The sequence below is a fragment of the Blautia parvula genome, from assembly GCF_020215665.1.
Lineage (GTDB): Bacteria > Bacillota > Clostridia > Lachnospirales > Lachnospiraceae > Blautia > Blautia celeris.
The window spans coordinates 3532870-3559058 of record NZ_CP084061.1; the positions used below are offsets into that span (position 1 = coordinate 3532870).

23 protein-coding genes are annotated in these 26189 nt (G+C 47.6%); 4 read left to right on the top strand and 19 right to left on the bottom strand.

All coding sequences use genetic code 11. The features are described 5' to 3' along the window. Positions 1–183 precede the first annotated feature (183 nt). Entirely contained in the window at positions 184–414 is a 231-nt protein-coding gene (locus tag LC508_RS16260; RefSeq protein WP_054351482.1) for a hypothetical protein, read from the top strand. A 145-nt stretch (positions 415–559) separates the two neighbouring features. Here the strand turns inward: LC508_RS16260 and LC508_RS16265 are convergent, their stop codons facing one another. The 7 genes from LC508_RS16265 to LC508_RS16295 form a co-directional block, all read right to left on the bottom strand. Beyond that, complete coding sequence (locus LC508_RS16265) at positions 560–2236, bottom strand: carbon starvation CstA family protein (protein ID WP_054351481.1); 1677 nt, start codon at positions 2234–2236, stop codon at positions 560–562. A gap of 165 nt (positions 2237–2401) precedes the next feature. After that, positions 2402–2941, bottom strand: a complete 540-nt coding sequence (locus LC508_RS16270) for a hypothetical protein (protein ID WP_033139853.1) — start codon at positions 2939–2941, stop codon at positions 2402–2404. A 359-nt stretch (positions 2942–3300) separates the two neighbouring features. Next, complete coding sequence (locus LC508_RS16275; RefSeq protein WP_052099008.1) at positions 3301–3753, bottom strand: pyridoxamine 5'-phosphate oxidase family protein; 453 nt, start codon at positions 3751–3753, stop codon at positions 3301–3303. Positions 3754–3979: 226 nt separating this feature from the next. Further along, the gene (locus LC508_RS16280) at positions 3980–5452 is read right to left on the bottom strand and encodes a sulfatase (protein ID WP_103732440.1); all 1473 of its coding nucleotides are present in this window, start codon (positions 5450–5452) and stop codon (positions 3980–3982) included. A 12-nt stretch (positions 5453–5464) separates the two neighbouring features. Continuing rightward, complete coding sequence (locus LC508_RS16285; RefSeq protein WP_033139855.1) at positions 5465–6331, bottom strand: carbohydrate ABC transporter permease; 867 nt, start codon at positions 6329–6331, stop codon at positions 5465–5467. A 14-nt stretch (positions 6332–6345) separates the two neighbouring features. Further along, complete coding sequence (locus tag LC508_RS16290; RefSeq protein ID WP_052099012.1) at positions 6346–7230, bottom strand: carbohydrate ABC transporter permease; 885 nt, start codon at positions 7228–7230, stop codon at positions 6346–6348. 71 nt (positions 7231–7301) lie between these two features. Next, positions 7302–8597: an ABC transporter substrate-binding protein gene (locus tag LC508_RS16295; protein WP_054351480.1), complete on the bottom strand. Its 1296-nt coding sequence runs from the start codon at positions 8595–8597 to the stop codon at positions 7302–7304. 281 nt (positions 8598–8878) lie between these two features. Here LC508_RS16295 and LC508_RS16300 point away from each other — a divergent pair, with 281 nt between their 5' ends. Beyond that, positions 8879–10663, top strand: a complete 1785-nt coding sequence (locus LC508_RS16300; protein ID WP_052099014.1) for a sensor histidine kinase — start codon at positions 8879–8881, stop codon at positions 10661–10663. A 40-nt stretch (positions 10664–10703) separates the two neighbouring features. After that, a complete protein-coding gene (locus tag LC508_RS16305) occupies positions 10704–12242 on the top strand; it encodes a response regulator (RefSeq protein WP_033139857.1) in 1539 nt (512 codons plus the stop codon). Positions 12243–12272: 30 nt separating this feature from the next. On the opposite strand, the gene hcp is transcribed toward LC508_RS16305, so the two are convergent. Then, a complete protein-coding gene (gene hcp, locus LC508_RS16310) occupies positions 12273–13865 on the bottom strand; it encodes a hydroxylamine reductase (RefSeq protein ID WP_181014508.1) in 1593 nt (530 codons plus the stop codon). Positions 13866–13935: 70 nt separating this feature from the next. Continuing rightward, positions 13936–14481 carry an ATP-binding protein gene (locus LC508_RS16315; RefSeq protein WP_033139858.1) on the bottom strand — a complete coding sequence of 182 codons (546 nt, stop codon included), beginning with the start codon at positions 14479–14481 and terminating at the stop codon, positions 13936–13938. A gap of 101 nt (positions 14482–14582) precedes the next feature. Between LC508_RS16315 and LC508_RS16320 the strand changes: the two genes are divergently transcribed. After that, entirely contained in the window at positions 14583–15245 is a 663-nt protein-coding gene (locus LC508_RS16320) for a Crp/Fnr family transcriptional regulator (RefSeq protein WP_033139859.1), read from the top strand. A gap of 104 nt (positions 15246–15349) precedes the next feature. Here LC508_RS16320 and LC508_RS16325 read toward each other — a convergent pair whose 3' ends face one another. From LC508_RS16325 to LC508_RS16370, 10 genes are all read right to left on the bottom strand, one after another. Next, the gene (locus tag LC508_RS16325) at positions 15350–16444 is read right to left on the bottom strand and encodes a KamA family radical SAM protein (RefSeq protein ID WP_054351474.1); all 1095 of its coding nucleotides are present in this window, start codon (positions 16442–16444) and stop codon (positions 15350–15352) included. A gap of 257 nt (positions 16445–16701) precedes the next feature. Further along, positions 16702–17340 carry a GNAT family N-acetyltransferase gene (locus LC508_RS16330; protein WP_103732561.1) on the bottom strand — a complete coding sequence of 213 codons (639 nt, stop codon included), beginning with the start codon at positions 17338–17340 and terminating at the stop codon, positions 16702–16704. Positions 17341–17526: 186 nt separating this feature from the next. Then, entirely contained in the window at positions 17527–18288 is a 762-nt protein-coding gene (locus tag LC508_RS16335) for a MerR family transcriptional regulator (RefSeq protein ID WP_033139861.1), read from the bottom strand. A 62-nt stretch (positions 18289–18350) separates the two neighbouring features. Continuing rightward, complete coding sequence (locus tag LC508_RS16340; RefSeq protein ID WP_033139862.1) at positions 18351–19685, bottom strand: MFS transporter; 1335 nt, start codon at positions 19683–19685, stop codon at positions 18351–18353. Continuing rightward, positions 19682–21634, bottom strand: coding sequence for a putative bifunctional diguanylate cyclase/phosphodiesterase (locus LC508_RS16345; RefSeq protein ID WP_103732560.1), 1953 nt, complete (start codon positions 21632–21634; stop codon positions 19682–19684). The genes LC508_RS16340 and LC508_RS16345 overlap by 4 nt, the downstream gene beginning before the upstream one ends. Before the next feature lie 146 nt (positions 21635–21780). Further along, on the bottom strand, positions 21781–22716 hold the full coding sequence (fba, locus tag LC508_RS16350) for a class II fructose-1,6-bisphosphate aldolase (RefSeq protein ID WP_103732559.1): 936 nt from the start codon (positions 22714–22716) through the stop codon (positions 21781–21783). Between the two features lie 18 nt (positions 22717–22734). Beyond that, positions 22735–23961 carry a 6-phosphofructokinase gene (locus LC508_RS16355; RefSeq protein ID WP_103732558.1) on the bottom strand — a complete coding sequence of 409 codons (1227 nt, stop codon included), beginning with the start codon at positions 23959–23961 and terminating at the stop codon, positions 22735–22737. A 35-nt stretch (positions 23962–23996) separates the two neighbouring features. After that, the gene (rpiB, locus tag LC508_RS16360) at positions 23997–24434 is read right to left on the bottom strand and encodes a ribose 5-phosphate isomerase B (RefSeq protein WP_054351469.1); all 438 of its coding nucleotides are present in this window, start codon (positions 24432–24434) and stop codon (positions 23997–23999) included. 145 nt (positions 24435–24579) lie between these two features. Then, positions 24580–25308 carry a FadR/GntR family transcriptional regulator gene (locus LC508_RS16365; RefSeq protein ID WP_033139866.1) on the bottom strand — a complete coding sequence of 243 codons (729 nt, stop codon included), beginning with the start codon at positions 25306–25308 and terminating at the stop codon, positions 24580–24582. 103 nt (positions 25309–25411) lie between these two features. After that, positions 25412–26170, bottom strand: coding sequence for an SDR family NAD(P)-dependent oxidoreductase (locus LC508_RS16370; RefSeq protein ID WP_103732610.1), 759 nt, complete (start codon positions 26168–26170; stop codon positions 25412–25414). Between the last annotated feature and the right edge of the window lie 19 nt (positions 26171–26189).

The following is a 26189-nucleotide window of genomic DNA, read 5'->3' on the forward strand; positions in this document are numbered from 1 at the left end:
ATGAGAACATTGCCCACTTCCAGGCTGCCGTAGACAAACAGACCTGGAAAAATCCCAATCCCTATTCCGGAGAATATTATTTCAACTTTTGCCTGGCTCTGGAGGCGGACGGGCAGGATGAAAAGGCCTTTGATTCCTAGATCCGCACCTTAAAAGCCGCTGCTGCCGGTACCGGGAAGGCGCTTGAGGAATGGAAACGGCAAATGCGCAGAAAATACGAAAGCTGCCTCCTGTGATTATTGTTTTCCGAACAAAACCGAAGAGATTCGTGTTCTGGAGACGGCCATTCAAATGCTGAACTCTGCACCGATGGCAAAATATTACCTTGGAAATCTGCTCTACGATAAAAAACAGTATGACAGGGCAGCCTCCCTGCGGGAGGGCTGGAATATGACTAACTGGCAGAAAAGCTGAACCAACCTGTAGAGCAGCGGCTTGCCGTATCTGAACAGACAGGCTGATTATCAGGAAGCTATTATGCTCCTGGATAAATAAACAGAACACAAAAACCGGAAAACCACATTCTCTATATGGTTTTCCGGTTTTTTACATCCATTTCTTATGCCGTTTTAACGCTCTTTCCAAAAAGTGTTCTGATTCCATCAATAGCCATAATCACTGCCAGAACCACAATGGGCACAATCAGCACACATTGCAGGCCTTCCACCAGCGCCTGCCCTGTTCCGCCTGCCAGTTTCAGCACATTATTCTTAAATGTGAGTACCAGCGTGCTCAGGGTAGCTGCCAGCATAAAGAACATGGGGAAGTAGAACATCCTGTTGTTCTTCCCGATTCTCTTTAACCAGCATGACACAGCCAGGAATGCGGGCACAGATACAAGCTGATTGCAGGCTCCGAACAATGCCCATATCTTCTGATATCCCGCGATCGTCAGAAGGGCTGCGCAGGCAATTGTGATAACAGTCGCCACATACATATTGCTGAGAATATTCTTCTCCCCGTTCTTCTTTGAAGCAAACAGCTCCTGGAACAGGAAACGACCCAGACGTGTTGCCGTATCCAGGGATGTGAGGGCAAATGCGGAGATCGCCAGAAGAATGATCGTCTTCATGGTAGTCACAGCCATATCCCCCATTCCCATGTTTGCGAAAAAGGTACTGATTGCTGTCGCAAAGACAACAGGCGGCGTGCCAATCTCCGCATAGGCACCGTCGGAAGTCAGATAGCCCACTGCAATTAAAGCAATTACAGCGAGGACACACTCGATCAGCATGGAGCCATATCCGATCATTTTGGCATCCTTCTCACTGTTGAGCTGTTTTGATGTGGTGCCGGAACCAATCAGGCTGTGGAACCCTGACACTGCACCGCAGGCAACTGTGATAAACAGGAAGGGGAACAAGGTCTGTCCTCCGATATTCCATCCGGTAAATGCCTTGAGCTGTACATTCGGATTGGTGAAGAAAATACCAATGGCAGCGGCGATCATCATAAAGTACAGCAGAAAACTGTTCAGATAATCGCGAGGCTGCAGCAAAATCCACACAGGTGCCACTGAAGCGATAAATATGTAAATAAAGATGACCACGAGCCATGCTGTCTTGGAAAAGTAGATTGGGCTTTTCAATCCCACAAAGATGCACAGCGCCAGAAGAAGGACACCCACAATTGTGGAGACACCCAGATTTACATTCTTCCGGTTCAGGAATCCGAATCCCACAGCCAGAGGAATGAACAGCATGGATGCCATCGCAACAGAACCGTTAGCTGCATTCTTCACCATCTCCCCGTCCGTATTTGCTGTAAATCCGGCAAATGTTCCTGCCACAATATCCGCAAACGCCGCAACGACCAGTATCAGCACCAGCCAGGCAAACACAGTAAAGCAGACTTTGGACTTGTAAGAAATATTTTCCTCTATCACCTCTCCCAGTGATTTTCCTTTGTGGCGGATGGATGCAAACAATGCGGAAAAGTCCTGCACTGCTCCAAAGAAAATACCGCCGATAACAATCCACAGAAGCACAGGCACCCAGCCAAAAATAGCTGCCTGAATGGGCCCGTTAATAGGACCTGCCCCTGCAATCGATGAAAAATGATGGCCCAGCAGCACAGGCGCTTTTGCTGGAACAAAGTCCACGCCGTCCTCCTCTGTGTGGGCCGGTGTCTCCCGTTTCGGATCCACGCCCCACTGCTTTGCCAGCCAGGAACCGTAGGTCACATAGGCAATCAGAAAAATCACAATTGCCGCACCCAGAATGATTACTCCACTCATAACTCTTTGCCTCCTCTTTTTTGATGAATATTTGATAATGAAAAAATAGCAACATCTTTTGTACCTATTCAGCAGGCCTGCGCATTTACTGCACTGGCCGTAAGAAAAAGTTCAGCAGCGGGCAAAATTCCTATCACCAAAGGCGATTCTGCATGGATTTTGCTCCTAACTGTGAGGGTACTGAAAAGTTACCATCTTTTTATATCCTTTAATCAAATCCTTTGCCGCTGGATTACCGTATATCCTCCTGTTTTCCATATCAAGAAGCACAAGCCGCTCCTCTGAGAATCCTCTCACGGCAAAACGATAGTTTTTCCGGAACTTTAATTTTTTCAGTGTCTGTAATGTCTCAGGAGATACCGCTTTTTCTGAGACGAACACACCTGTCAGATATGTATACATGTGGTCCTTAACAGGCTCTGCCTCCCCTCCCCTGACCAGCTCCGGCTCCATATGCTCCAGGAGCTGCTCCTGGAAACGCAGAAGATCTCCAGCGTGTATCTCCTCCCTGCACTGAAAAAATGCATGTTCAAAGCAGTGGGCACGCCACAGCTCCGCGCGTTTCACCAGCACATATTTGGCGCTGGTCATGCTAAACCCGGCATAGGCATCATAGACTTCACCGTGAAACTCATACGGCTCTTCCACATCAAAATTCGGCCGGTAAGTATCCATTATTTTATCAAGTACCATCTGTCCATTCATTTTATTCTCCACATGAAATCAGTATACGATTTAAAGTAATAACCTATTAACTTTATAAAGTAATTATAAAATTTGTATAAAAATATAACATTATATTCTCTTTTTTACAACCCCTTTGTTTCATTTTTCATATCTGCCATAACTTATGGTTATATCTTTTCAGCACACAATAAGCACCGAAAAAAACCGGGAAACCACACTTTTCTATGCGGTATCCCGGTTTTATGCGGTATTTCTGAAGGCTGACGCCTGTCCCCAAACGGCGGTTACATAATCTGCTGTACATACTTTGAACCCTTAACGGACTTCAGCCTACTCTGCTGGAAACAGGGAAGGATTATGCCGGAAACAGTGCTGTCTCACTTGGCCTTCCCGGTTATTTCTTCTATATGAATCTTCCATACTCCCGTTATCTTAAGGCTCCTCGCCACTTCCTTGTCAAATTGTCCCATATTTGCAGGCGTATGCCGTTCACAGAGGATTCTGAGTGCATGGATTTTTTCTTCATCCTCCGTCACCTCACAGATGGTTCCGTTTATGACTGCCGATTCATACAATGTGGTAAAGCTGTCCGTCTGCCTTTCCGTATCACCTACACAGACAAGGCATACCTGCGGATGCCTGTTTAAAATATCTATTTTTTTACCTGCCTTTGCCGTATGGAAATAGACGAAGTCTCCGTCTCTTACAATGGTCACGGGAACTGCATAGGGCATTCCCTCCTGATCTGTCATGGACAATACCGCCCATTCACATTTGTCTGTTACCTCCAAAGCAAATTCCCGTGATTTCTCCCTGTCTTTCCTTCTCATGTGAATCCTCCTTATCTTTTTGTACACAGTTTATAATTGTTCAGCCTTTGGCTGCCCCGCCGGATGCTGCCCTGAGATTTCAAGGCAATTGCAAGACAGATGTGCACAGACCACATAAAATGCAGTCTGTGCACATGCCTTTTTGCTGTAAAATTTTATAACCGGATAGCAGCCTGGCTTTTGTTAGGATGATTCTATCATATTCTCACAAAAATGTGTGATTTTTTTATAGGGAGTCCACCCCTAAACGGATATACTGCTCCTGCGGTGCCTCAGCCTCCTTCATTCCTCTCACCAATTTTTTGCACATTATCATCTCCAGTTTTTCATCCTTCAAAGGATGCATTTGATAGTAGTCCTTCTCCTGGTCAAATAGCTGCGATTCTGAAACAAATGCGATATCTCCCGAATAATCCTCCGGTTTCTTGATTGGTATCTTATAGACCGGATATCTTGTATATGAGAGATATCTCCCCATCTCAATCTCTTCCGCATACTCCTCCCCAAAATAACGCCATACCGTACTTGGAATTCCGCAATACTGGTGAAGAGGCTGGTTCTCCAAGCTCTTAGGTGCCCGGAAATATACATATTTTCCGTCACAGACGTTTACCGCACGTCCGAACCATCCATATATCACCTGTTCTCTGGCTTCTGCTCTGCCATCCATAGTTTTTACCAGAGAAATGCCTTTTACCCGTTCAGGTATCCTGCAGTTGTGATGTTCTAAAATTGTTGGCATCAAGTCTATATTCTGTGTCAGCTGTGTCACCCTTTTCCCCCTGTTCTCTTTTCCGGGCCTCTTCATCATCAGAGGAATATGGGCCATCTCATTATAAGCATGCATAAAATTTTTTCCTGTAAATCCGTGTTCCCCAAGCATATGCCCATGGTCCGTGGTGAGTATGATCAGAGTATCTTCATACAGGCCATTTTTCTTCAGAGAGTCTATGAATCTGCCAAACCATCTGTCCGTCATGGTAAGTGTAGCAAGGTAACATTTTTCAAGATGCGCTACAGCATCAGGCGGTTCTGTAACCGGCGCATAGGAAGACCAGTTAAACTCCCTGCCTTCATAAGTATCGTGGTACATCCTGAGATATTCTTCCGGACAGTCAAAGGGTTCATGTGGGTCAAAGCTTTCCACCATCAAAAAGAAGTCATCACACCCCCTGTTGTCCTCCGCCCAATCACAAGCTGACCGGAAAGTCTTGGGCGTAGGAAATTCTTCCTCTGTCAGGAAACGACTCCGGTTCAACAGATACTGCGGCGATTTCCTCCCATATCCCTCCGGGTCCACCCACGGCTGCCTGACACTGGATACCCAGGCATCAAACTCCTGACCTCTGTGATAGTCCCATGTGTTGAACAGATCACAATAATTTTCTCCCCCTATCTCAAAATAGTGAGTATGGTCTGTTGTAATATGTGTGTAGACACCATTCTCCCTGAGGACCTGGGGAAGCGTGATATCAAAAGGTTCAATACCTCCCCATCCTCTCTCCAAAAACTGCATTCTGCCTGTAAAAATATCACGCCTTGCCGGCATACACGGTGCGGAACCGATATAATGGCTGTCATATATCACGCAGTCTCGGGAGAATCTGTCTATATTCGGTGTGATTCCCACCGCATTTTCATCGTAAGTCTTCAGATACCGCCTGTTCAGTGTATCCATCAAAACAAGAACTGTCCTCAAATCCTTTTCCTCCTATCCTTTGATTCCTGTGGTCACGATGCCCTCCACAAAATATTTCTGCATAAAGATATAGAGCACCAGAAGCGGCAGCATGATGAGTGTCGTAGCTGCCATCAGATAATTCCACTGGGTCACAAATTCCTCCTTGAACACGCTGAGCGCAAGTTGGACTGTCCACATATCCTTTTTAGCTGTTATGATCAGCGGCCATGTATATTCATTCCATGTACTCGTGGTCTTAAAAACGATCAATGTGGCAAATATCGCCTTGCTGAGTGGAATATAGACTCTGACAAAAGTACCGAATCTGGTCAGTCCGTCTATCTTTGCCGCTTCATCGAGCGCCTTTGGAAAATTGAGGAAAAACTGACGGAACAGGAACACACCGAAAGCCCCAGCAATATACGGGGCGACCACTCCCGCATATGTATTGATGAGTCCTGTTCCTCCCTGCCCCAGGATATTGTTGCCGCCTGCCAGCGGAAAGTATTTCATAGCTACAAAATTCGGAAGCATTGTAACCTGCTGCGGAATCATCATTCCCACAAGTGCCAGCATAAAAAGCATATCCCTGCCCTTAAAATTTAATCTGGCAAAAGCATAACCCGCCATAGAATTGATGACAAGGCTGATGCCCGTTGCCACTACAGTGACAAAAAACGTGTTATAGAAGAATCTTCCCCAATCCGACGACTTCATGGCGTCTGCATAATTGGAGAACAGCCATTTCTCGGGCAGCAGACGGAATACAGGAGCTGCAATCTCCGAGGAGGTCTTCAGGGAAGTAAAAAACATGATCAAAAACGGCAGCATGATGACTGCACAGAAAAATACCATCAGCAGGAGCAGCAGCCCCTGTCTCACTCTACTTTTTTTCATTTACCACCCTCCTGTCAAATATCCAGATCCTGGCCCTGGTTGCCGTATTTAAAATTCAGTATTGTGAATACAAACACGATCAGCAGTAAAAATACCGCCTCAGCAGCTCCATAACCCATCTTATATTCTGTAAATGCCCTTGTATAAATCTGATGCACAATTGTCGTCGTTGAGTTCATAGGGCCTCCTGATGTCATTACATTCACCTGCTCAAATACATTAAAGGCACTGATCACTCCTGTGATCATTATAAAAAAGGTCACAGGTTTCAGCATCGGCAGTGTGATATGCTTAAAACACTGAATGGCATTGGCCCCATCTATCTTGGCAGCTTCATATAAATACGCCGGGATATTATTCAGCCCTGCCAGGAATAAGGTCATGTAATAACCAATCCCCTTCCAGATGCCCATGACAATCACAGCACCGAGAGCCAGCTTTTCGTCATACAGCCACTGCTGTGCCGAAATTCCCAGCATCTCTGTCAGTACATTGATGACTCCGTGGGTCGGGTCATACATCCACAGCCAGACCATGGACATAGCCACCATGGATGTCACATATGGCATATATATGATCCCTCTGAAGAACTTTGTCCCCCACAGCGCCGCACTTCTCAGCGCAAGTGCCAGCAGAAGCCCCAGTACCATGGTAAAAAACACAGTAAACACCACATATATCAGCGTATTCTTCACTGAAATCCAAAATAAACTGTCTGATATCATAGTCACATAATTCTCCACCCCCACAAAAGAGATGGATTTAAGATTAAAATCCGTAAAACTAAGCCCGATATTCACCAAAATCGGAAACAGCACGAACATCACAAAAAATATATAATAAGGTGCAATGAACACATATCCGCAGCGGTCATCACCAATCCTCTTTGTCCTCCTCATAATCCGTCCTCCCATCCAAAAAAGCGTAAAAATAGACTGCGGACAAGCATCCGCAGCCCGTTTCACATGATTTATTTTGATATCTCTTTCGTAAGCAGATCATTTGCGTCATTGAGTGCTTCCTGTGCTGTCTTCTTTCCGTTGATGACTTCCTCATATGCCACAGATACGTATTTGTTCAGCTCGCTTACCCACGGTACCGTTGCCTTTCCCTTTCCGTTCTCCACATAATTCAAAATAGCGCTCTTCAGCTCCTTATCACCGGATTCCATATATTTGTCCTCCAGGGATTTCTTGACAATAGGAGTATTGAATGTCTCGGTCCTGTCCCACACTACATCATTTGACATCATATGCTCCATAAATAGCCATGCCTCATCTTTATGCTTGGAACTTCCGCTCATGGCTATGAGCTGATATCCGCAGAAACAGACGCCGTCACCGGAATTCTCATCCTTTTTCAGAATCGGCAGGTATCCCAGTTCCGCGTCAGGATAATTTGCACGGAATGCCTGGATATTGGCAGTGGAGAGATTACTGATCGCTGCGTTTCCGTTTACAAAAGGATGCTCCTCCCCTTTCTGCTGGTCGTGTGGTATAAAGATGTTCATCTGTGCCATTTCCCCAAGGAAATTCAGAGCTTCCACAGCCGCCTCATCTGTAAATGCCGGCTCCCCCTTTTCCTCATCCACCACCTTGGAGCCTGCGGTACGCATATAAGGTTCTATGAATACAAGAGAACTGTCTATGGATGGGATGTCCAGCCCCGCGAATACAACCTTATCCCCTTCGCGTTTTGTCAGCTTTTCCGCAGTGTCCTTCAGTTCTGCCCAGGTTGACGGCGGATCTTCCGGGTCCAGACCTGCCTCCTTAAAGACATCTTTGCGGTAAGTATAGATCTGCGGATTCGGCAGCACACCCAGTGCCACCTGAGTCCCCTGGTATTTCCCCATCTCGTATGCACTGTCGAACAAATCCTCTTTTTCTTTCCATTTTTCTATATATGGCTCCAACGGCTCAAAGTCTCCAAGAGACCCTCTTGATCCCACCTCCGCCAGGACCACTGCTATCACGTCAGGATAGGTGTCACTGAGCGTCGCTGCATTCAGCTTTGTCTCCTGGTCTGAAATAGTGGTAGACATCCCCGTGGCCTCCACCTTGATATCCGGATATTTTTCGTTAAAAGATTCCACACAACGCTGGGCAAATTCTGTGCTCAGCTGGTCTGTACCCTGATACCAATACTGCAGTGTAACCTGTTCTTTCTCATCTCCCGTCTTTTCCTCCTGGCTCTGTCCGCACGAGCTCAGAAGTCCGGATACGACGATTGCTGCCATAGCAACGCTTATTGTTCTTTTTCCTTTCATAACTTACGCTCCTTTTCATCAACTTGATGATAATATCTTACCAGATGTGATACGGGAATCACGTGAATTTTTTCGGCAGATTTATTCTTATTTTTTGATTGTGCCGTTTTTTCCTACGCAGAAACAACTGTTTCGGTAAAATCTTCAGGTTCATTTATAATTTTTTTGGTTTTGTGCATTTTACACAATTTAACAGCTATTTTCATTTGATTTTCGTATATTTATATTATATAATGAATTCGGTTCCTGAAAAGTCGTATTTTGTCGAAAGGGGGAGAAAAATGAAAAACAGCCGCCGGATTTCTTCACAAATTCTATGTATTGTAATCATTGCTTTTCTTCTCTTCTTTCTGTTCACCACCTCCATCATTTCCTATCAATACCGGAAGAATACGTCTGAACTGATCACGCTTTCAAGCCAGCATTCTGTCCAGCAGCTGAATGAGGGTTTTAATACCTTTTATCAGCAGCTCATATATATCATGGTACAGCTCTCTTCCGACAGCACGATAAAATCCTATCTCGAGGAGACACCGGAAGATACTTTCTGTTACTATCAAATGCAGAGATATGTCAATACCTATCTGCAGAGTTATAACGGTTTCTTCAGCTATTCCAATGTAAATATCATCCTATACGGAAAAAACAACTGTACTTACACTACATATAATGAAACCGTGGCCCTGGAGGATACTGGTATTATGGATGAAGATTTCATGCAGAAGGTACAGAAGAATCCTAAAAGAATGGGAATAGACTACTATCACAGGGGCATCACCAGAGAGACCCGGGATAAGTATTATACGTTTACCGCCTGCTCCCTTTTTGATCCGTATTCCCAGTCTCCCTATGGATATATCCTGATTGCCATTGATGAATCCTGTTTTTCCAGCTTATATTTCAATCTAAGGCAGGATGACAACCGCTTTTCTGTGATGACGCATGACGGACTGATCCTGTCCGACTCCGACCCCAGACAGATTGGAAGGACGGACAGAGAACTCCTTGACATCTCCGGTTCAAAAACAGCCGGCATTGCAGTAGATTATCAAGACAAGAAATACATTCCTGTCTCCGCTGAAAATGCTTTTTTCGATGTCAGGATCGTGCAGCTCACAGACTATTCCACTATAACATCAAAAGTATTTTCCAACACCTTGATCGTTGTCTGCATTACCGGACTGATTCTGGCTGCGGCACTGCTCTTTTTAGTCTTTGCCGTGCGGCGTATCACCCGGCCCATACAGAATCTGACAATGGCCATGTACAACATTGACTGGGACAGAGCCTCAAAACGACCTGCTGCTGTAAACTGCGGCGGATGTCTGGAAGCGGAACAGCTTGGTGCCGCATTTGACAAGATGTTCCTGGAACTGGACACATATCTGGATAATCTGGCCCGGGAACAGAACGCCAGAAGACTGGCGGAACAGAATGCCCTCCAGAGCCAGATCAATCCTCACTTCATTTATAACACTCTGGCCTCCATAAAGTATCTGTCAGCAGCCGGCCGCAGCCAGGATGTCATAAGCGGTATCACTGCCCTCATAGATATTCTCAGAAAAACCATTGGAGATACCAGAGAGACGATACCGCTGGAGGAGGAATGTGCCCTGTTGGAGAGCTACTTCAAGATACAGCAGCTCCGATACGGAAACGGCATACGGCTGATGCTTCAGATATCTGAAGACTGCCGTAACTTCCTGGTCCCCAAATTATTCCTGCAGCCCCTGGCCGAAAATGCTATTTTCCACGGATTCACCGATAATAATCCGCTGGGGGATATCAGTATCTATGCAGCCAAGATGGAGGACACACTGATCATAGAGGTCATCGATAACGGACAGGGTATCCCCTCCCATATCCTTGCTACCATACTATCCGATGATGCAGCCCTAATCCGTAATAAAGGGTTCACAGGCATCGGTGTAAAGAATGTAAATGACAGAATAAAACTGATTTACGGCGCTGCCTATGGCCTGCATATTGCCAGCCTGGAAGGCTATGGCACACAGATTACTATAAAACTGCCTCTGATTGAACCCGGTACAACCCACTGTATATAAACTGCCGTTTGGTCACTGCTTTAAAGGGAGGAAACTGGAAATGGAACAGAATCTGACTAAAATATTGATCATCGACGATGAACTGCTATTGAGAAATGGAATTAAATACCTTTGCAACTGGGAAGAAAATGGATTTACCATCGCCGGCGAAGCCTCCAACGGTCTGGAGGCCCTGCACATGATAGAGGAAATACAGCCCGACATCATTTTGACAGATATCATCATGTCTGTCATGGACGGAATTGAATTCACAAAGAAGCTGAAAGAACAATATCCATGGATACATATTATCGTTCTGAGCAGCTACGATGACTTTGAGTATGTGAAATCCCTGTTTAAACTCGGAGTTGCCGACTATCTTTTAAAACCTGCTCTCGATAAGGATGAACTGCTTGCCCTTATGAACAGGCTCAGGTCCGCCTCACCCGGTATCAGAAGCCATGCATCTGCCGCCCAGACATTAAAAGAACTGCTCCATGGCGGTACTCTGTGCTGTCCTGATGCCCTGCAGCGTTTCCGTGATGCGCATACGGATTTCCTGGAAACAGAACCCTATCTTCTTCTAACCGGAAAAATCCTGAGCGATATCTCTTTCTACACTTTGGAAAAAAAGATAGCCCCTGAAATTGCCGGACAGTTTGCCCCTCATTCCCACGCTTTCTGTATTTCCGACGAGGGGTATCTCTGCATCCTTTTGCAGACAGTTCCGGAAAACAAAGACCTGGTGCCCGCTCTGTCAACTGCACTCGTGACAATGCTTGAACGGAAGACAGGCAGAAAAATGATTTTTACCCTGTCCGAACCGTACAATGACCTGTCCTGCACACTCACCAGATATAAGGATTGTATCAGGCTTTTGGAATACAGCTTTTATTTTCCGGAAAGAGAATTACTATACCCTGAGGATATAAAGGCTTCTGCACTTCCATTCCCTCAACAGGAGTATCAGAAAAATCTTGATCCCCTGTATCTCCCCGGGGTCCGCCACCTGCTCAGACAATATGTACGCCGTACTGTAGAAAGCCCCTCCACAGAGGTATTTGTATTTAAAAAACAGATTGAAAGTGCTCTATACTCTCTGATTCTGGCGCTGACTATGGCCGGTTTTGACACTTCCGGCATTAATATGGAAAAAGTGAAATATTTCAAGATGATAGACAAAGCCCCTGACTATGCTGTCCTTGACAAGATACTGGATGACTTCTTCCTGCTTGTGAACAATCTGGTGCAGCGTGAAACTGCCAGACGTGACCTTGACCTTTTTTATCAGATCAAAAGTTATATAGCTGATAACTGCAATCAGGACCTGAAGCTGTCTGATATCGCCCAGGCATTTCATCTGAACTATACCTATCTGTCCACCCTGTTCTATCAGAAGACCAACGAGCATTTTTCGGATTATTTGAACAAGGTGCGTATAGAAAAAGCCAGGCACTTGCTGCAGACACAAAAATTGTCCATCGCTCAGGTCAGCGAACAGGCGGGTTTCATAAATCAGGGATATTTTTCTAAGATTTTCAAAAAATATACAGAAATGTCACCAAGAGAATATCAGAAAATATACCAGCGGGGCAAATGAATGCTCCGCTGGCCCTTATCTGCAGTAAGACTATCCTAAAATCTTCTTCAGATCTTCCTCCGGCGTACTAACAGGCGAAATCTGAAAATTCTCCACCAGATAATTTAACACATTCTCAGAAACAAAAGCAGGTAATGTCGGCCCCAGATAGATATTCTTGATTCCCAGGTGCAGAAGTGTCAGCAGAATGCTCACGGCCTTCTGTTCATACCAGGAGAGCACCAGAGTCAGAGGCAGTTCGTTGACGCTGCAGTGAAAAGCTTCTGCAAGGGCGACTGCCACCTTGATAGCGCCGAATGCGTCGTTGCACTGGCCCATATCCATAAGTCTTGGCAGACCGCCGATCTCACCCAGGTCCAGATCATTAAAGCGGTATTTTCCGCATGCCAGTGTGAGGATAATGGAATCCTTCGGCGCCTTCTGTACAAACTCTGTATAGTAATTCCTTCCTGTTCTGGCGCCGTCACATCCTCCTACCAGGAAGAAATGGCTGATCTGTCCTGCTTTGACAGCCTCCACAACCTGACCTGCAGCACTTAAAATGGTATCGTGTCCGAAACCTGTAGTCAATGTGCTGCCCCCGTTGATGCCTGTGAACGTTTTCTCCTCTGTAAAACCGCCCAGCGCAGCAGCCTTCTCAATGACCGGTGTAAAGTCCCGGTCCTCGCCTATATGCACCATACCCGGATAGCTGACAACACCTGTGGTAAATACCCGGTCCCTGTAGCTGTCCTTAGGCGGCATAATGCAGTTGGTGGTAAAAAGCACCGGGGCCGGAAGTCCGGCAAACTCTTTCTGCTGGTTCTGCCATGCAGTGCCGAAGTTTCCTTTCAGATGCGCATATTTTCTAAGCTCCGGATAAGCATGGGCAGGAAGCATCTCTCCATGTGTATAGATGTTGACGCCTTTACCCTCTGTCTGCTCAAGAAGCAGTTTCAGATCCCTCAGGTCATGACCTGAAATGACGATAAACGGGCCTTTCTCCACTTTCATCTCCACTTTAGCCGGCGCAGGAATTCCGTAAGTCTCTGTGTTTGCCCTGTCAAGCAGCTCCATGCATCGGAAATTCACTGCGCCTGCCTCCATAACAAGAGGGAGCAGATTGTCCATATCCCTGTCCTCCCCAATGGCAGCCATCCCCTTGTAGAAAAATGCATTTACCTGTTCATCCGTATAACCCAGTACCATAGCGTGATAAGCATAAGCCGCTGTTCCTCTGAGTCCGAAAAGCAGGAGAGATTTCAGGGAACGGATATCCTCCTGGTCTTTCCAGAGCATCTCCATGGGATAGTCTGATGTGCGGCCGCAGGGTTCCTGGCAGGAATTACAGCCGGGTACATATTTTTCCTTCTCCTGATGCACGGAAGCGATCTGTTTTTTCAGGGATTCATCATCAAAATTAACATTTGTAAGGGTTGCAAAAAGTCCTTCCATCATCAGACGGTCTGTCTCCGGTTCTGCCTTATCCTCTCTCACGGCATGTGCAAGTCCAATCAGGGCGCCTGTCAGCTCGTCCTGAAGCTTTGCAGTGGTATCCTGCTTGCCGCACACTCCTCTGTTTCCTTTACATCCGCTGCATCCTGCAGTCTGCTCACACTGAAAACAAAACATTTTTTCTTCCATAATTGATTTCCTCTCTTTTCTTAACTTTTTTATTTGTACAGCACTTTTTCCATTCAATACCGCATAACTGCTATATCAAATCTCCCTGTGTCGTTACCGTTACCACCTGAAATGGTATTTCCTTTTCTGATCTTGAAAGGGCATTTTTCACTGCGCGCTCGATTCCGCCGCAGCATGGAACCTCCATACGCACCACTGTTACACTTTTTATATCATTTATCCCCAGGATCTCCCCCAGTTTTTCGGAGTAATCCACACTGTCCAGCTTCGGGCACCCGATCAGAACCACTCTGTCTTTCATAAACTCCCGGTGGAATCCCGCATAGGCATAAGCCGTACAGTCAGCCGCGATCAGCAGGTCGGCCCCTTTAAAAAAGGACGCTGCCGGAGATACCAGTTTTATCTGTACGGGCCAGGGGCGGGAGCCGCTCTCCTCAAAGGCTATGGCCCCTGTGGGACATACCGGAAGGCAATCTCCGATGCCGTCGCATAATTCTTTTTTCAAAAGCTTTGCCTTTCCGTTCACCATACCGATGGCACCCTCATGACAGGCACTTGCGCACAGCCCGCAGCCGTTGCATTTGCTCTCATCTATCTGAACCAGTTTTCTTGCCATTGCAATTCCTCCTCTGTTCTTGTCTTTTCATGGATAATATACTATAATTAAAAAAATCATTCTGTTGTAGGTACAACAAATAAGAAAGGATTCTAACATTTATGAGTGAATTTCCCGTAAAAGAATTAAAACACTCCCCATTATTCAGAGGAATCACTGAGGATGAACTCACCGCCATGCTGGACTGCCTGTCGGGAAGTATCCGCCAATATAAAAAGGACGCCTCCATCTTCCGGTGGGGTGACCGAATCTCACAGATTGGACTTATCCTGAAAGGTAATGTACACATAGTCAGGGAAAGCTACTGGGGAAAGGAATCTCTTCTGGCCAGACTCGGCCCGGGGGACCTGTTCGGTGAAACCTATGCCTGTGTTCCTCAGGCAACCTTTGACGGGACAGCGCTTGCCGCTGCTGATACGGAGATCCTGTTTCTGGATCTGAAGCGCGTGCTGACCACCTGTTCCTCTGCATGCCGCTTTCATACCAAACTTATTCAGAATCTGCTGGGCGTTCTGGCGGAAAAAAATCTGCATTTCTCCCGGAAAATAGACTGCCTGACGCCGCACACCATCCGTGCCAAACTGCTGGAGTATTTTTCCCAGCAGATGAGGCTTCAGAGCTCCAAAAAATTTACCATTCCCTTTAACAGACAGCAGCTCGCTGACTATCTGTCCGTTGACAGAAGCTCCATGACCGTTGAATTATATAAAATGAAGGATGAGGGGCTGATTGACTTTGATAAAAATAATTTTACGGTCTGCTGAGATTCCCTTTTGCGGCACAGGTACAAAAAAACTGCCATAAAATGAAAAATAAACTTTCACATTTTATGGCAGCTTTACTGCTGTACGTTTCCGTTTTTTCTTTTTTAATCCAGCCAGCACTGTCCCTCACCGATTTTGCTGGTGAAGATACGTCCTCTGTCCTTCTCGTACTTTGCCTGATGATACTTGAACAGCATATTGCCGTCCCCTGTCTCACCCAGAATCTCAATCTTGCCCGTCACATGGGAAAGGACATAGCGGAAGCATTTTCCCTGGCCGCTCTGCATCTGTTTTGCATCTTCCACTACACGGTAAGCTTCATGGAGAGGTACCTGGAACTGGCTGTGTACGCCTGTTACCGGCCTGCACTGGAATACGTAGTAGGGAATAATCCCCATGGCTGTAGTTTCCTGCAGAAGTTTTCCCAGAACCTCCGGCCTGTCATTCACCCCTTTTAACAGCACGGTCTGGTTTTTCACCACGATCCCCGCACGCATCAGTGTATGTACTGCTTCCCTGGCCTCAGAGGTCAGTTCATTGGGATGATTGAACTGGGTCACAACGTAGATCTGTATTTTCTTTCCATACTCTGTCAGCATGTCCACCAGTTCAGGGTCTGTTGTAATCCTTTGGGGAAGCACTACCGGTGTCCTGCTGCCGAAGCGGAGCAGGTTCAGATGTTCAATCCCTGAAAACTCCTCCAGATACTTTCTGATGGTCCCGTTGCTGTTGAGGAATGCATCACCGCCGGACACAAGTACATTGTTGATCTCCTTGTGCTCCCGCACATACTGTGCCATATCACTGATATACTCCGCGATCTCATCCCCTGACAGGCCCACAAGACGCTTGCGGAAACAGTGGCGGCAGTACATGGCGCACTGGTTTGTGGAGAGTATCAGCACTGTGGCATCGTACTTATGCTGCATTCCTGTCATGACAGTGTTGTCGTGTTCACCGCTGGTATCCATTTCACCCCCTGCTTTCAGCTCCGCGTCCGCCGGGATGCAGAGTTTCCTCACAGGGTCCTCCGGGTCATTTTCATCCACCAGAGACAGGTAATAAGGATTCACAAACATGGGAAACATATCCTGAATCTTACAAAGCGCAGGGAGTTCCTCCTCCGTTATATGCAGGCGTCCTGCAAGCTCCCTGACATCATCGTATCCGTTTTCCAATAACTCTTTCCAATCTGTCATAATCATGTCTCCCCTTTCATCTTCCTGACAGCCGAATGCTGCCTTTTATCACATCGTAAACACTGTATAAAAGTATTGTACTAAATTTCTTAAAAGATTTCATCTATTTTCCTTTAATTTTTATGCAATATTTACAAAATGTTTATATTTTCCTGCATGATTATGGCAAAAGTACCGTTTTTCAACGGCCTGTTACGCCCGCCGGACCATGATTCCTCCCCCGTAAATGTCCCGCGCCCGGTAAACTGAAAGCCGGCCTAAAAGTTATATTCATATAAATACATCTCCAGTCGGAACCTCTGTCCGCCCGGGCTTACCAGCAGTTCTCGGCAGTCCAGGCGCTCAAATTCCTGACTTTCATAGAATTTATAGTTACAGGTATTATCCGTATAGACATAAATGCTCTCCGCGCTTTTTGCCCGGAAGTAGCCTCTTAACTGTCCCCACAGTTCTTTTCCCACACCGCAGCCCCTGACGGCCTTTGACACGGCAAAGAACACCACCTCACCGTCAAATTTCTTTCCGCAGCTCTCCAGCATATCCCTGTCCGTTTTCTCAAATCCCCGGAACTGCTTTGCCACTTTCCTTCCGTCTCCGGCCATCATCAGCCTCAGGCCGCTGAAAAAACTGCTTAAATGCATTCCCGGATTCATTTTCCTGTCCTTCCCGTATTGTCCCACAATGATTCCCACGACCCTGTCCCTGCAGACTGCCACCCTGGCATAGGTTTTCTGTGCCAGACAGCCCCGCAGATATACCTTTGCCATCTGTTTTGCCGTGGACGGCCTGTCGCAGATACTGTCATAGTTCCATGTGTCCCTGATAATCTTCTCGATATAGGGATAATCCTTTCTCTCCAGATCCCTGTATGTTACATTCAGCTTTCTCTGTTTCATCTTTCCACCTCATTAAGTGCCGCACCCGTTTTTTCCGGTACCCGGCTTTTTTGCTGTTATATGACATTCTAAATGATACAGCTACTGTAAGGTCAAGAAAAAAACTATGAAAAATGCATGAACGTAACGTAAAAAGGCATGGAACCCGGCTGTACCGCCGGGCCCATACCCTTATCCCACTTTCTCTCAGGAACAGTAAATGTTCAGCGCATCTCTGAGAAATTCCGCCGCCCCGTCCTGAACCTTGTCATAATATGCCTTAAACCTCTCATCCGCGGCGTACATCTCACCCATCTCTCTGTGGGCCTCCCTGGAATACGCGCCGTCTCCCCAGAACATGCAGAGCCACTGTCTGTGCAGGTCGCAGGCCTTCTGCGCAGTCTCTCCTGCGGGACTGCCGTCCTCCATGGCTGCCTTCAGGGTTTCCAGGATCTCCTTACTCAGCTCCTCCTGTCTGTTCCACTCTTCCCGGCTCATACCTGCAAGCCTTTCGTTGGATGCATCAACAGCATCCTCCCCATAGGCCTTCCGCACCTCCCTGCCGTATTTTTCTTCATTTTCCTTTATCAGATCACGTTTAAATCCTTCAAATTTTTCTTCGTCACTCATCATCGCTCTTCCTTTCATAGAATCCAGAGTCTTCTTTACATTTGATATGAGAATCTCTGTCTGCCTTTTTTTCTGCAGAAGGGCTGTAAGATGGTCCTCCAGAGCCTTTTCCCTGTCAAATCCGGGATTTTTTATGATCTCCCTGATTTCCTCCAGCGGCAGGCCCAGCTCCCGGTAGAACAGAATCTGCTGCAGCAGATCCACCTGCATCTGCCCGTAGATGCGGTAGCCGTTTGGATTTACCCGTTCGGGCCTGAGTAATCCAATCTCGTCGTAATACCTGAGCGTACGCTTGCTGACTCCGGATATCTGTGCCAGCCGGTTCACTGTATATTCCATCTTTCCACCTCCTTCACCTGAAAGGATAAGGGTTTACGCAGCGTAAATGTCGATACTTTTTTTCAGGAAATTTTATTTCTTCTGTTTTCCAGAGCGTTTACCATGGTTCCATGCTTCTTATCCAGGTCAAAGAACAGGGCTGCCAGTATCCCCAGGCCGGAGAGGAGCACGGGGATCCAGAAAACATTTCCCTTGATGGCTGCCAGCGCTCCTGCTGACTGCACACCGCCCGCCGCATAACCTCCCGCCCCCAAAACAATGGAAGAGATAATGGGCGCAAAGGCGATTCCCAGCTTATTGGTGCACATCATCACAGATGTCATGATTCCCTGGGGACGTTCCCCTGTCAGGTACTCCACCTCATCCATGGTGTCAGAGCACGCAGAGTACAGCGGCCCTGTACAGAGATTGGAGGCCACGCCGCAGAGGAAGTTAAACACGACCTGTCCCGCTACATTGCTGCCGGAAGCAGCCATGCCCAGTATGGAAAGTATCATACCCAGACTTCCAAGCACCATGCATTTCCGGTTTCCCACCCGGTCCAGCACCTGTCCGATGAACGGCGAGCTGACCAGCATGGAAATAGGTGACATGGCAAGAAGCAGGGTTGCCAGGTCTTCATTTTCCAGCACATATCTGGCATAGTAGACGATTCCGGAAGTCCGCAGCGTAAGCGCGCAGGTGATGAGAAGTGCGACCACACACAGAGCCATCCAGGAACGGCTTCTGACCGCATAGCGCAGCTCGTCCGTAATCTTCACCTTGTCACTCTGCACGGCAATCCTCTCCCGGCATTGTACAGTACAGTTCATAAGAAACACTGCACTGATCACCGCAAATACAAGTCCCGTAAAAATATACCCTTTTCTGCCGCCCCCCAGAAACGCTACAAGGGGAAGGGTACAGGCATTGGATATCATGGTTCCCACCCCGATCCCCATAAGCTTGTAATTATTGATGCTTCTCCTCTGCTTCACATTTCCGGTCATCATGGACAGAAGTGTCCCGTAAGCCGTGTTGTTCACCGCATACAGCACACAGAATGTCAGATAGGTAAAAAAAGCGAACGCCGTCTTTCCCGCTGCCGATACATCCGGTACCGCGAACATCAGAAAGAAAAACAGCATGAGCGGTATGGTCGTTGCATACAGAAAAGGCTTTGTCCTGCCCAGCCGCGAGTGTACTTTGTCAATCGCCACGCCGGTAGCAAGATTGGCAAATGCCTCTATGATTCTGGCCGCACCCAGAATAAGCCCCACTGCAGCCACAGAGATGCCCACTGTGTCTGTGTAATAATAGGACAGGTACGCCGATGTAACCCCAAAAGTAACGCAGTTGGCAACATCGCCGCCGCCGAAACTCAGCTTCTCCATTGTTGTAAGCTGTCTCATTGTCATGGTTGAATCCCCCGTATCATTTCCTGTTTTGCCTGCGCATTCCTGATAAAAGCAAAGGCCTCCTCCTCCGGAAGCGGTTTTGCAAAATAAAAACCCTGGATGTAATCAATCCCGCAGCTTTTTACAAACGCCTCCTGCTGGGCATTCTCCACTCCCTCCGCAAGAACCTGGAGCCCCATCTCGTGAAAAACAGTTGACAGGCTCTTAACCATGGCTGCCGTCTCCTTTTTCTCCATGGCAGACCAGACAAGGCTCTTGTCCAGCTTGACGGTATCCAGGGGAGTGTTCATCACGGATACGATGTTGGAGTAACCTGTTCCGAAATCATCCAGCTCGATCAGAATGCCCCTCTGCTGCATTTCCAGGGCGAACTCTTCTACTGTCTCCGCATTGTCGGCAAGTATGCTCTCGGTTATCTCAATCTTGATCTTGGAAAAAGGTGTATGGTTTGCCTCAATGATCCCCTCCACCTTTTCCGCCAGCCCAATCTGGGAAAACTGCTGTCCGGAAAAGTTCACATGCACTCCGTCAAACTCAATGCCGTTCTCAGACAGCCGGTTCACAAATTTGCATACCTTATCAAGTATCTGGTAGGTGATCTCCACGATCATCCCTGTCTCCTCCGCAACAGGAATAAACTCATTGGGAAAGAGAGGGCCAAGGGGGGAATCCGGTATGCGCAGCAGAGACTCTGCAACCGTATATTTACCTGTGGCTGTGGAAATGATAGGCTGATAATAGACAGAAAAGCTGTTGTTCTTCAGGTTTTCCTCCAGTATCTCCACTATTTTCCGGCGCCTTCTCAGGGAGGCAAGCATCTCGTGGCCACAGTAATAGACATTCGTGTCAGATGCCGCCTTTGCCATGGAGACAGCGTATTCAATCCCGCTGATCAAATCCTCCGCTGTGTTGGCGCATTCCGGATATCCCACAACACCGATGACCGCCGGAATGACACAACTGTTTTCCCCTGATATCCAGGGCTGCTGCATTCTCTGCTCCAGTTTCTTCACATTATGACTCATACTGGCATCAAACGGCCCATAAGACAAAATGACAAACTCATCGCCGCCGAAACGGTACAGACAGTGAGGTTCTGAAATGCTTTTAAGGTAAGATGCAATCTCCTGCAGAAACAGATCCCCGTTATGCTGCCCATAGGTATCATTGATCCGCTTAAATCCTCTTAAGGAGAGGACCGTGATATTAAAATATTTGGACTTTCTGATCAGCAGCTCTATCATTTTAAGGAACTCCTGCCGGTTGGGCAGCCCCGTGAGATAGTCTACGGAATTTTGTTTGTTCTGGAGATAGAGATAAATGATCAGCAGCGCGCAGGTCGCCGCCGAGCCGGAGAGGATCACAGTGGGATAAAGCTGCTGTACAATGATGACCAGCAGCGCGATCATGGGAAATATGACAAGTATCCTTCTGATCGCCGGTTCCATATATTTTCTCCATATCACAACCACCGCCATGGCTGCCACACCATACAGATAAAAGATAATATATGTAACGGAGATCAGAGGTCCCCGTGTATATGTGCCGTCGGGGCAGATGCTGAATAATACATTTGAAAACAGATTCATGATCACCAGCAGGAAATACACTGTCCCGGGCAGAGATGTCCATATAATGATCTTCATGGTATTTCCTTTATTTTCAAACACAGCAGCCAGAGTGTAGAAAAAATAAGCCATGCCCATGAGAGGGGTGGCAACAAAATAAACCGTTGTGACCAGCCAGGTCAGAAAACAGGGGAATTTCTCAGGATAGGCGATCATGACTGTTGACGCAATGTTGAAGGACATGGCGCAAAAAGTCACAAAAAAGCAGAACTGAAACAGACGGTTCCTGAGTGAAGGAACCAGATTACTTTTCCTTGAATAAAACCAGATGATGATAAGGTTGATTTCGGAAATACACTCCGCCACTATATTCCAATGCATAACTTTTCCTCGATTATGTGCGACTTATAAAGTTATTTTATAATTATTCCTTTACTTAATCAACCTATAAATAAAAAATCGTACACGGAAACAAACCGATGGTTCCGGCTGAGATCCGTCTAAACCATCGGTTTGTTTCGTTCAGGTCAGGCCTTGTGGTCACTGCCCAGAACATTCACTATCTTATGTGCCACCAGTTCTTTGACATTGGCTCTTCCGGCTTTCAGATATTCCCTGGGGTCAAAGGCTGAGGGCTTCTGCACCAGTACCTGCCGGACGCCTGCTGTCATGGCAAGGCGCAGGTCTGAATCAATGTTTATCTTGCACACAGCGGATTTTGCAGCACGACGCAGCATATCCTCCGGGATACCTATGGCGTCAGCAAGTTCTCCTCCGTTTTCCTGTATGATCTTCACATACTCCCGGGACACACTGGAGGCTCCGTGGAGGACAATGGGGAAATCGGGAAGGCGTTTTGTGATCTCCTCCAATATATCAAACCGGAGCTGAGGTTTCTGGCCCGGCTTGAACTTGAAGGCGCCGTGGCTGGTGCCTATGGCGATGGCCAGGGAGTCCACGCCTGTGCGCTCCACGAACTCCTGCACCTCATCGGGATGCGTGTACATGGCGTCAGAGGCGTCCACTTTTACATCGTCCTCCACACCTGCCAGTTTTCCCAGTTCCCCCTCTACCACTACACCTTTTTCGTGGGCATATTCCACTACCTGTCTGGTGATCTCCACATTCTTTTCAAAATCGTACTGTGAGCCATCGATCATGACGGATGTAAAACCGCCGTCGATACAAGCCTTACAGGTTGCAAAATCCGGGCCGTGGTCCAGATGGAGGGCCATGGGGATATCATTTTCTATGAGGGCAGCCTCCACCAGTTTCACAAGATAGGTGTGGTTGGCGTATGCCCTTGCGCCTTTGGACACCTGGAGGATGACCGGAGACTTCAGCTCTCCTGCCGCCTCTGTGATACCCTGTACGATCTCCATATTATTTACATTGAAGGCTCCGATGGCATAGCCGCCCTCATAAGCTTTCTGAAACATATCCTTTGTTGTCACTAATCCCATGATAAACTTCTCCTTCTCCTATTTTCTGCAGACAAACAGCGGCAGGCCGTCCTCATCCACAGGGACCTGCACATTTCCTTTTACAAGCGGTTTTGCATATGTCAAAAATTCCTCTCCCAAATCTGACCCGTCACCTGTGATCCAGGACAGGGGAACCGTTTTTTCCCGGTTGCAGATATGATCCACATCCTCCAGACCACAGGACAGGCTGTAGGGTGCATCGCTTTTTCTGATGAAGGAGATCATTTTGCCTGTTTCCCCCTCAAGAGCTGCCTGCACACCGTATCTGCCTGCCATGACAGCCTCCTGCTGGTCCGCGGCTGACAGCATGGAGACAGAGCAGCGCTGGCTTACATTTAATTCCACGGAGCGGGCCTTCACACCCAGTCTTCCCCGCACCAGACGCTCCAGGTATTTCCCGCAGCCTGCCAGCATCTTGTGGCCAAAACTGTCCAGTCCGGCCTCGCTGTCGTATTCGCATACAAATACACCGTCTTTGTCACGGATTCCCTCTGAGACGCACACGACCACCGCATTGTTCACGGAAAAGCACTCCTCCACCTTTTTCAGGAACGCCTCCTGGTCAAAGGGCACCTCCGGCAGATATACAAGCAGAGGGTTGTCTCCCCTGAATTTCCTTGCCAGCACCCCTGCGGCTGTCAGCCAGCCTGCATGACGGCCCATGATCTCCACGATCGTGACGGACCTGGTGTCATATACGCCTGCGTCAACGCAGATCTCCCGCACTGTGGATGCCACATATCTGGCAGCGCTGCCAAAACCCGGCGTATGGTCTGTGAGGACAAGGTCATTGTCAATGGTCTTCGGTTCCCCAAGCACTACAATACTGCTGCCCATCTTTCTCCCGTACCGCGACAGCTTGCTCACGGTATCCATGGAATCATTTCCGCCGATATAGAGGAAATATCCGATGCCCATGTCCTCAAACTTTTCAAACAGTGTCCTGTACACCGGGTCCTCCAGATCCTCCGGCAGCTTATATCTGCAGGAACCAAGATAGGCTCCGGGGGTGGTCAGAAGCCCTTTCAGCTCATCGCCGGGAAGCGCCTCGTCAAGATCCAGGACTTTTCCCTTTAAAAATCCTTCAATTCCGTTCACCATGCCGAAGCATTTTCCTATCTTTTCCGGGTGCAGCCTCGCCTGGGCCGCAGCACCGTATAGGCTGCTGTTGATGACAGCCGTCGGCCCTCCGGACTGGCCGACCAGTATATTCTTTAACTCCATGATCAAAATACCTCCGTTTTTCACAGCCTGTCTGTTCAGGCTTTGTCCCCTTCTATCAGATCAATTCTCCTCTGGTGCCGTTCGGCCCCTGAAAATTCCGTGTGGAGGAACGTATCCGCGATCTTCACCGCCAGGCCGGGCCCCACCACTCTGCCGCCCAGGGCCAGGACATTGGCATTGTTGTGCTGCCTGGTGGCCTCCGCGCAGAAACAGTCCGTACACAGGGCTGCCCGGATACCCGGCACCTTATTGGCAGCTATGGAGATTCCGATGCCGGTTCCGCAGATCAGGATTCCTTTCTCACAGGTGCCGCTCTTTATGGCGTCTGTCACTTTTCTGGCATAGACAGGATAATCCACTGCATCCCTGCCCTCACATCCCAGATCTGTATATTCTATATTTTCATCTTTCAGGTAACGGATGATCTCCAGTTTCAAATCATATCCGCCATGGTCACATGCGATGGCTATCATGGGTCTCCTCCTTCTCTCGTTACATATTAATGTAAAAATACCCCGTCCACTCACCGGATTGTGTTTGCATACAAACATACTCCGGGCAATGAATGGACAGGGCATCAATCAAATGGCTGTAAGCGGAAATTGTTTTGAACGAGGGCTATTTCTCTGTATCCGTAAATGGAATATCAGCAAAATATGTTTTTCTTACAGCCGTATTCAGATTGTCTGTTACTTTGTTTGCCATCATCTCATAGATTTTCTGGTGCGCCTCAAATAATTCCCGGCCTCTTCCAGTCTTGATCATTGTCTCCACTGTCTTCATCCTCATGGAATATGTCAGCACCCGCACCACCTGGTTGATCTTATTCACCAGGGGATTCTTTCCCATATCTGATATGGTATTATGGAATTCATTGTCAGCCAGGAAAGCATTCTCTACGTTCTCCGGCCCTTTTTCTATCTCTTTCTCCATGCGGTTCAGCTTCTCTTTCAGTATATGTAAATCGGCCTCCTGAATCTTCTGCATGGCGAGCTGCATCACACCAACTTCTATCAGTTCACGCAGTTCCATAAGATTTTCATATGAATCCTCTTTGTCTAAAATAATACCGTAAATCATAGGGTCTATCATGCTCTCAGAAAATCCCTCACAGACAAAGGTTCCCTCTGCCCGCCTGATTTCAAGCACTCCCAGATATACCAGGATCTTAATGGCCTCCCGGATGGAATTTCTTCCCACACCCATGCTCTCAGCCAGTTCCGCCTCTGTGGGGATCTTATCCCCGGGGCGCAGTTCCCTGTTGAGCATGGCCTCCGTCAGCGCATTGATCACCTGCTGCACTACCGATTCACTGTTTACTTTCTTTAAATAACTGATGTTCTGCATTCTACTCACCCCTTTATCGGTTTATCCTACAACCAACATACTACCATAAAAATCAGATTTTGTCTATTACAGCCGGATAAAATAAGGGGGTGTCTGCATTTGGTTAATCCATATGGGAACCGCCGTTGATGTCGATCTCTTCGCCTGTAATATAGGACGCTTCTCTGGATGCCAGGAATACAATGGCATTTGCCACTTCCTGTGTCTCACCGGGGCGGCCCATGGGGATTCCGTCAATGATCTTATCTGCATCTTCTTTGGGAAGTGATTTCCAGATCTCTGTGTTGATCAGTCCCGGGCAGACACTGTTCACGGTGATGCCTTCTGCAGAGATCTCTCTGGAAAGGTTTTTGGAAAATGCAAGTACAGCCGCTTTGGATGCTGAGTAGTGTGCTCCGCCGAATACGCCGCCGCCTCTTTTGGCAGATACAGAGGACAGGTTAACGATCCTTCCGCATTTCTGGTCACGCATTACCTTCATGCACTTCTGTGTGCAGAGGAACAGGCCGAACATGTTGACTTCAAAAATCTTTCTCATATCTGCCAGTGTCATGTCCGCAACCGTCACCTTCTGGGAAATACCTGCGTTGTTTACCAGCACGTCGATTCTGCCATAGGCGTCCATGATGTCATCCACCATTTTCTGTACGGATGCTTCATCTGTGACATTTACGGTCACTCCCATAGCCTCTCCGCCCTCTGCCCTGATCTCATTTACGGTGTCCTGTACACCGGCCTCATTCATATCCGCGATCACTACGGCTGCTTTCTGTTTTGCAAAGGTTTTTGCAATGGTCCTGCCGATTCCTTTCGGTGAGCCGCTTCCTGTTACGATTACTACCTGTCCGTCAAAATCAAACATTTTCTTATCCTCCTGATAA

What these genes read in the sequence shown, in the direction of transcription:
- LC508_RS16290 (WP_052099012.1), bottom strand. Translation starts at nt 7,230, where the DNA reads ATGAGGAGGACAAAGAGGATTGGTGATGACCGCTGCGGATATGTGTTC.
- LC508_RS16265 (WP_054351481.1), bottom strand. Translation starts at nt 2,236, where the DNA reads ATGAGTGGAGTAATCATTCTGGGTGCGGCAATTGTGATTTTTCTGATT.
- LC508_RS16320 (WP_033139859.1), top strand. Translation starts at nt 14,583, where the DNA reads ATGAGTGAATTTCCCGTAAAAGAATTAAAACACTCCCCATTATTCAGA.
- LC508_RS16315 (WP_033139858.1), bottom strand. Translation starts at nt 14,481, where the DNA reads ATGGCAAGAAAACTGGTTCAGATAGATGAGAGCAAATGCAACGGCTGC.
- LC508_RS16365 (WP_033139866.1), bottom strand. Translation starts at nt 25,308, where the DNA reads ATGCAGAACATCAGTTATTTAAAGAAAGTAAACAGTGAATCGGTAGTG.
- LC508_RS16300 (WP_052099014.1), top strand. Translation starts at nt 8,879, where the DNA reads ATGAAAAACAGCCGCCGGATTTCTTCACAAATTCTATGTATTGTAATC.
- hcp (WP_181014508.1), bottom strand. Translation starts at nt 13,865, where the DNA reads ATGGAAGAAAAAATGTTTTGTTTTCAGTGTGAGCAGACTGCAGGATGC.
- LC508_RS16285 (WP_033139855.1), bottom strand. Translation starts at nt 6,331, where the DNA reads ATGAAAAAAAGTAGAGTGAGACAGGGGCTGCTGCTCCTGCTGATGGTA.
- LC508_RS16275 (WP_052099008.1), bottom strand. Translation starts at nt 3,753, where the DNA reads ATGAGAAGGAAAGACAGGGAGAAATCACGGGAATTTGCTTTGGAGGTA.
- LC508_RS16295 (WP_054351480.1), bottom strand. Translation starts at nt 8,597, where the DNA reads ATGAAAGGAAAAAGAACAATAAGCGTTGCTATGGCAGCAATCGTCGTA.
- LC508_RS16370 (WP_103732610.1), bottom strand. Translation starts at nt 26,170, where the DNA reads ATGTTTGATTTTGACGGACAGGTAGTAATCGTAACAGGAAGCGGCTCA.
- LC508_RS16325 (WP_054351474.1), bottom strand. Translation starts at nt 16,444, where the DNA reads ATGACAGATTGGAAAGAGTTATTGGAAAACGGATACGATGATGTCAGG.
- LC508_RS16340 (WP_033139862.1), bottom strand. Translation starts at nt 19,685, where the DNA reads ATGACAATGAGACAGCTTACAACAATGGAGAAGCTGAGTTTCGGCGGC.
- LC508_RS16305 (WP_033139857.1), top strand. Translation starts at nt 10,704, where the DNA reads ATGGAACAGAATCTGACTAAAATATTGATCATCGACGATGAACTGCTA.
- rpiB (WP_054351469.1), bottom strand. Translation starts at nt 24,434, where the DNA reads ATGATAGCCATCGCATGTGACCATGGCGGATATGATTTGAAACTGGAG.
- LC508_RS16270 (WP_033139853.1), bottom strand. Translation starts at nt 2,941, where the DNA reads ATGAATGGACAGATGGTACTTGATAAAATAATGGATACTTACCGGCCG.
- fba (WP_103732559.1), bottom strand. Translation starts at nt 22,716, where the DNA reads ATGGGATTAGTGACAACAAAGGATATGTTTCAGAAAGCTTATGAGGGC.
- LC508_RS16335 (WP_033139861.1), bottom strand. Translation starts at nt 18,288, where the DNA reads ATGGAATATACAGTGAACCGGCTGGCACAGATATCCGGAGTCAGCAAG.
- LC508_RS16345 (WP_103732560.1), bottom strand. Translation starts at nt 21,634, where the DNA reads ATGCATTGGAATATAGTGGCGGAGTGTATTTCCGAAATCAACCTTATC.
- LC508_RS16355 (WP_103732558.1), bottom strand. Translation starts at nt 23,961, where the DNA reads ATGGAGTTAAAGAATATACTGGTCGGCCAGTCCGGAGGGCCGACGGCT.
- LC508_RS16330 (WP_103732561.1), bottom strand. Translation starts at nt 17,340, where the DNA reads ATGAAACAGAGAAAGCTGAATGTAACATACAGGGATCTGGAGAGAAAG.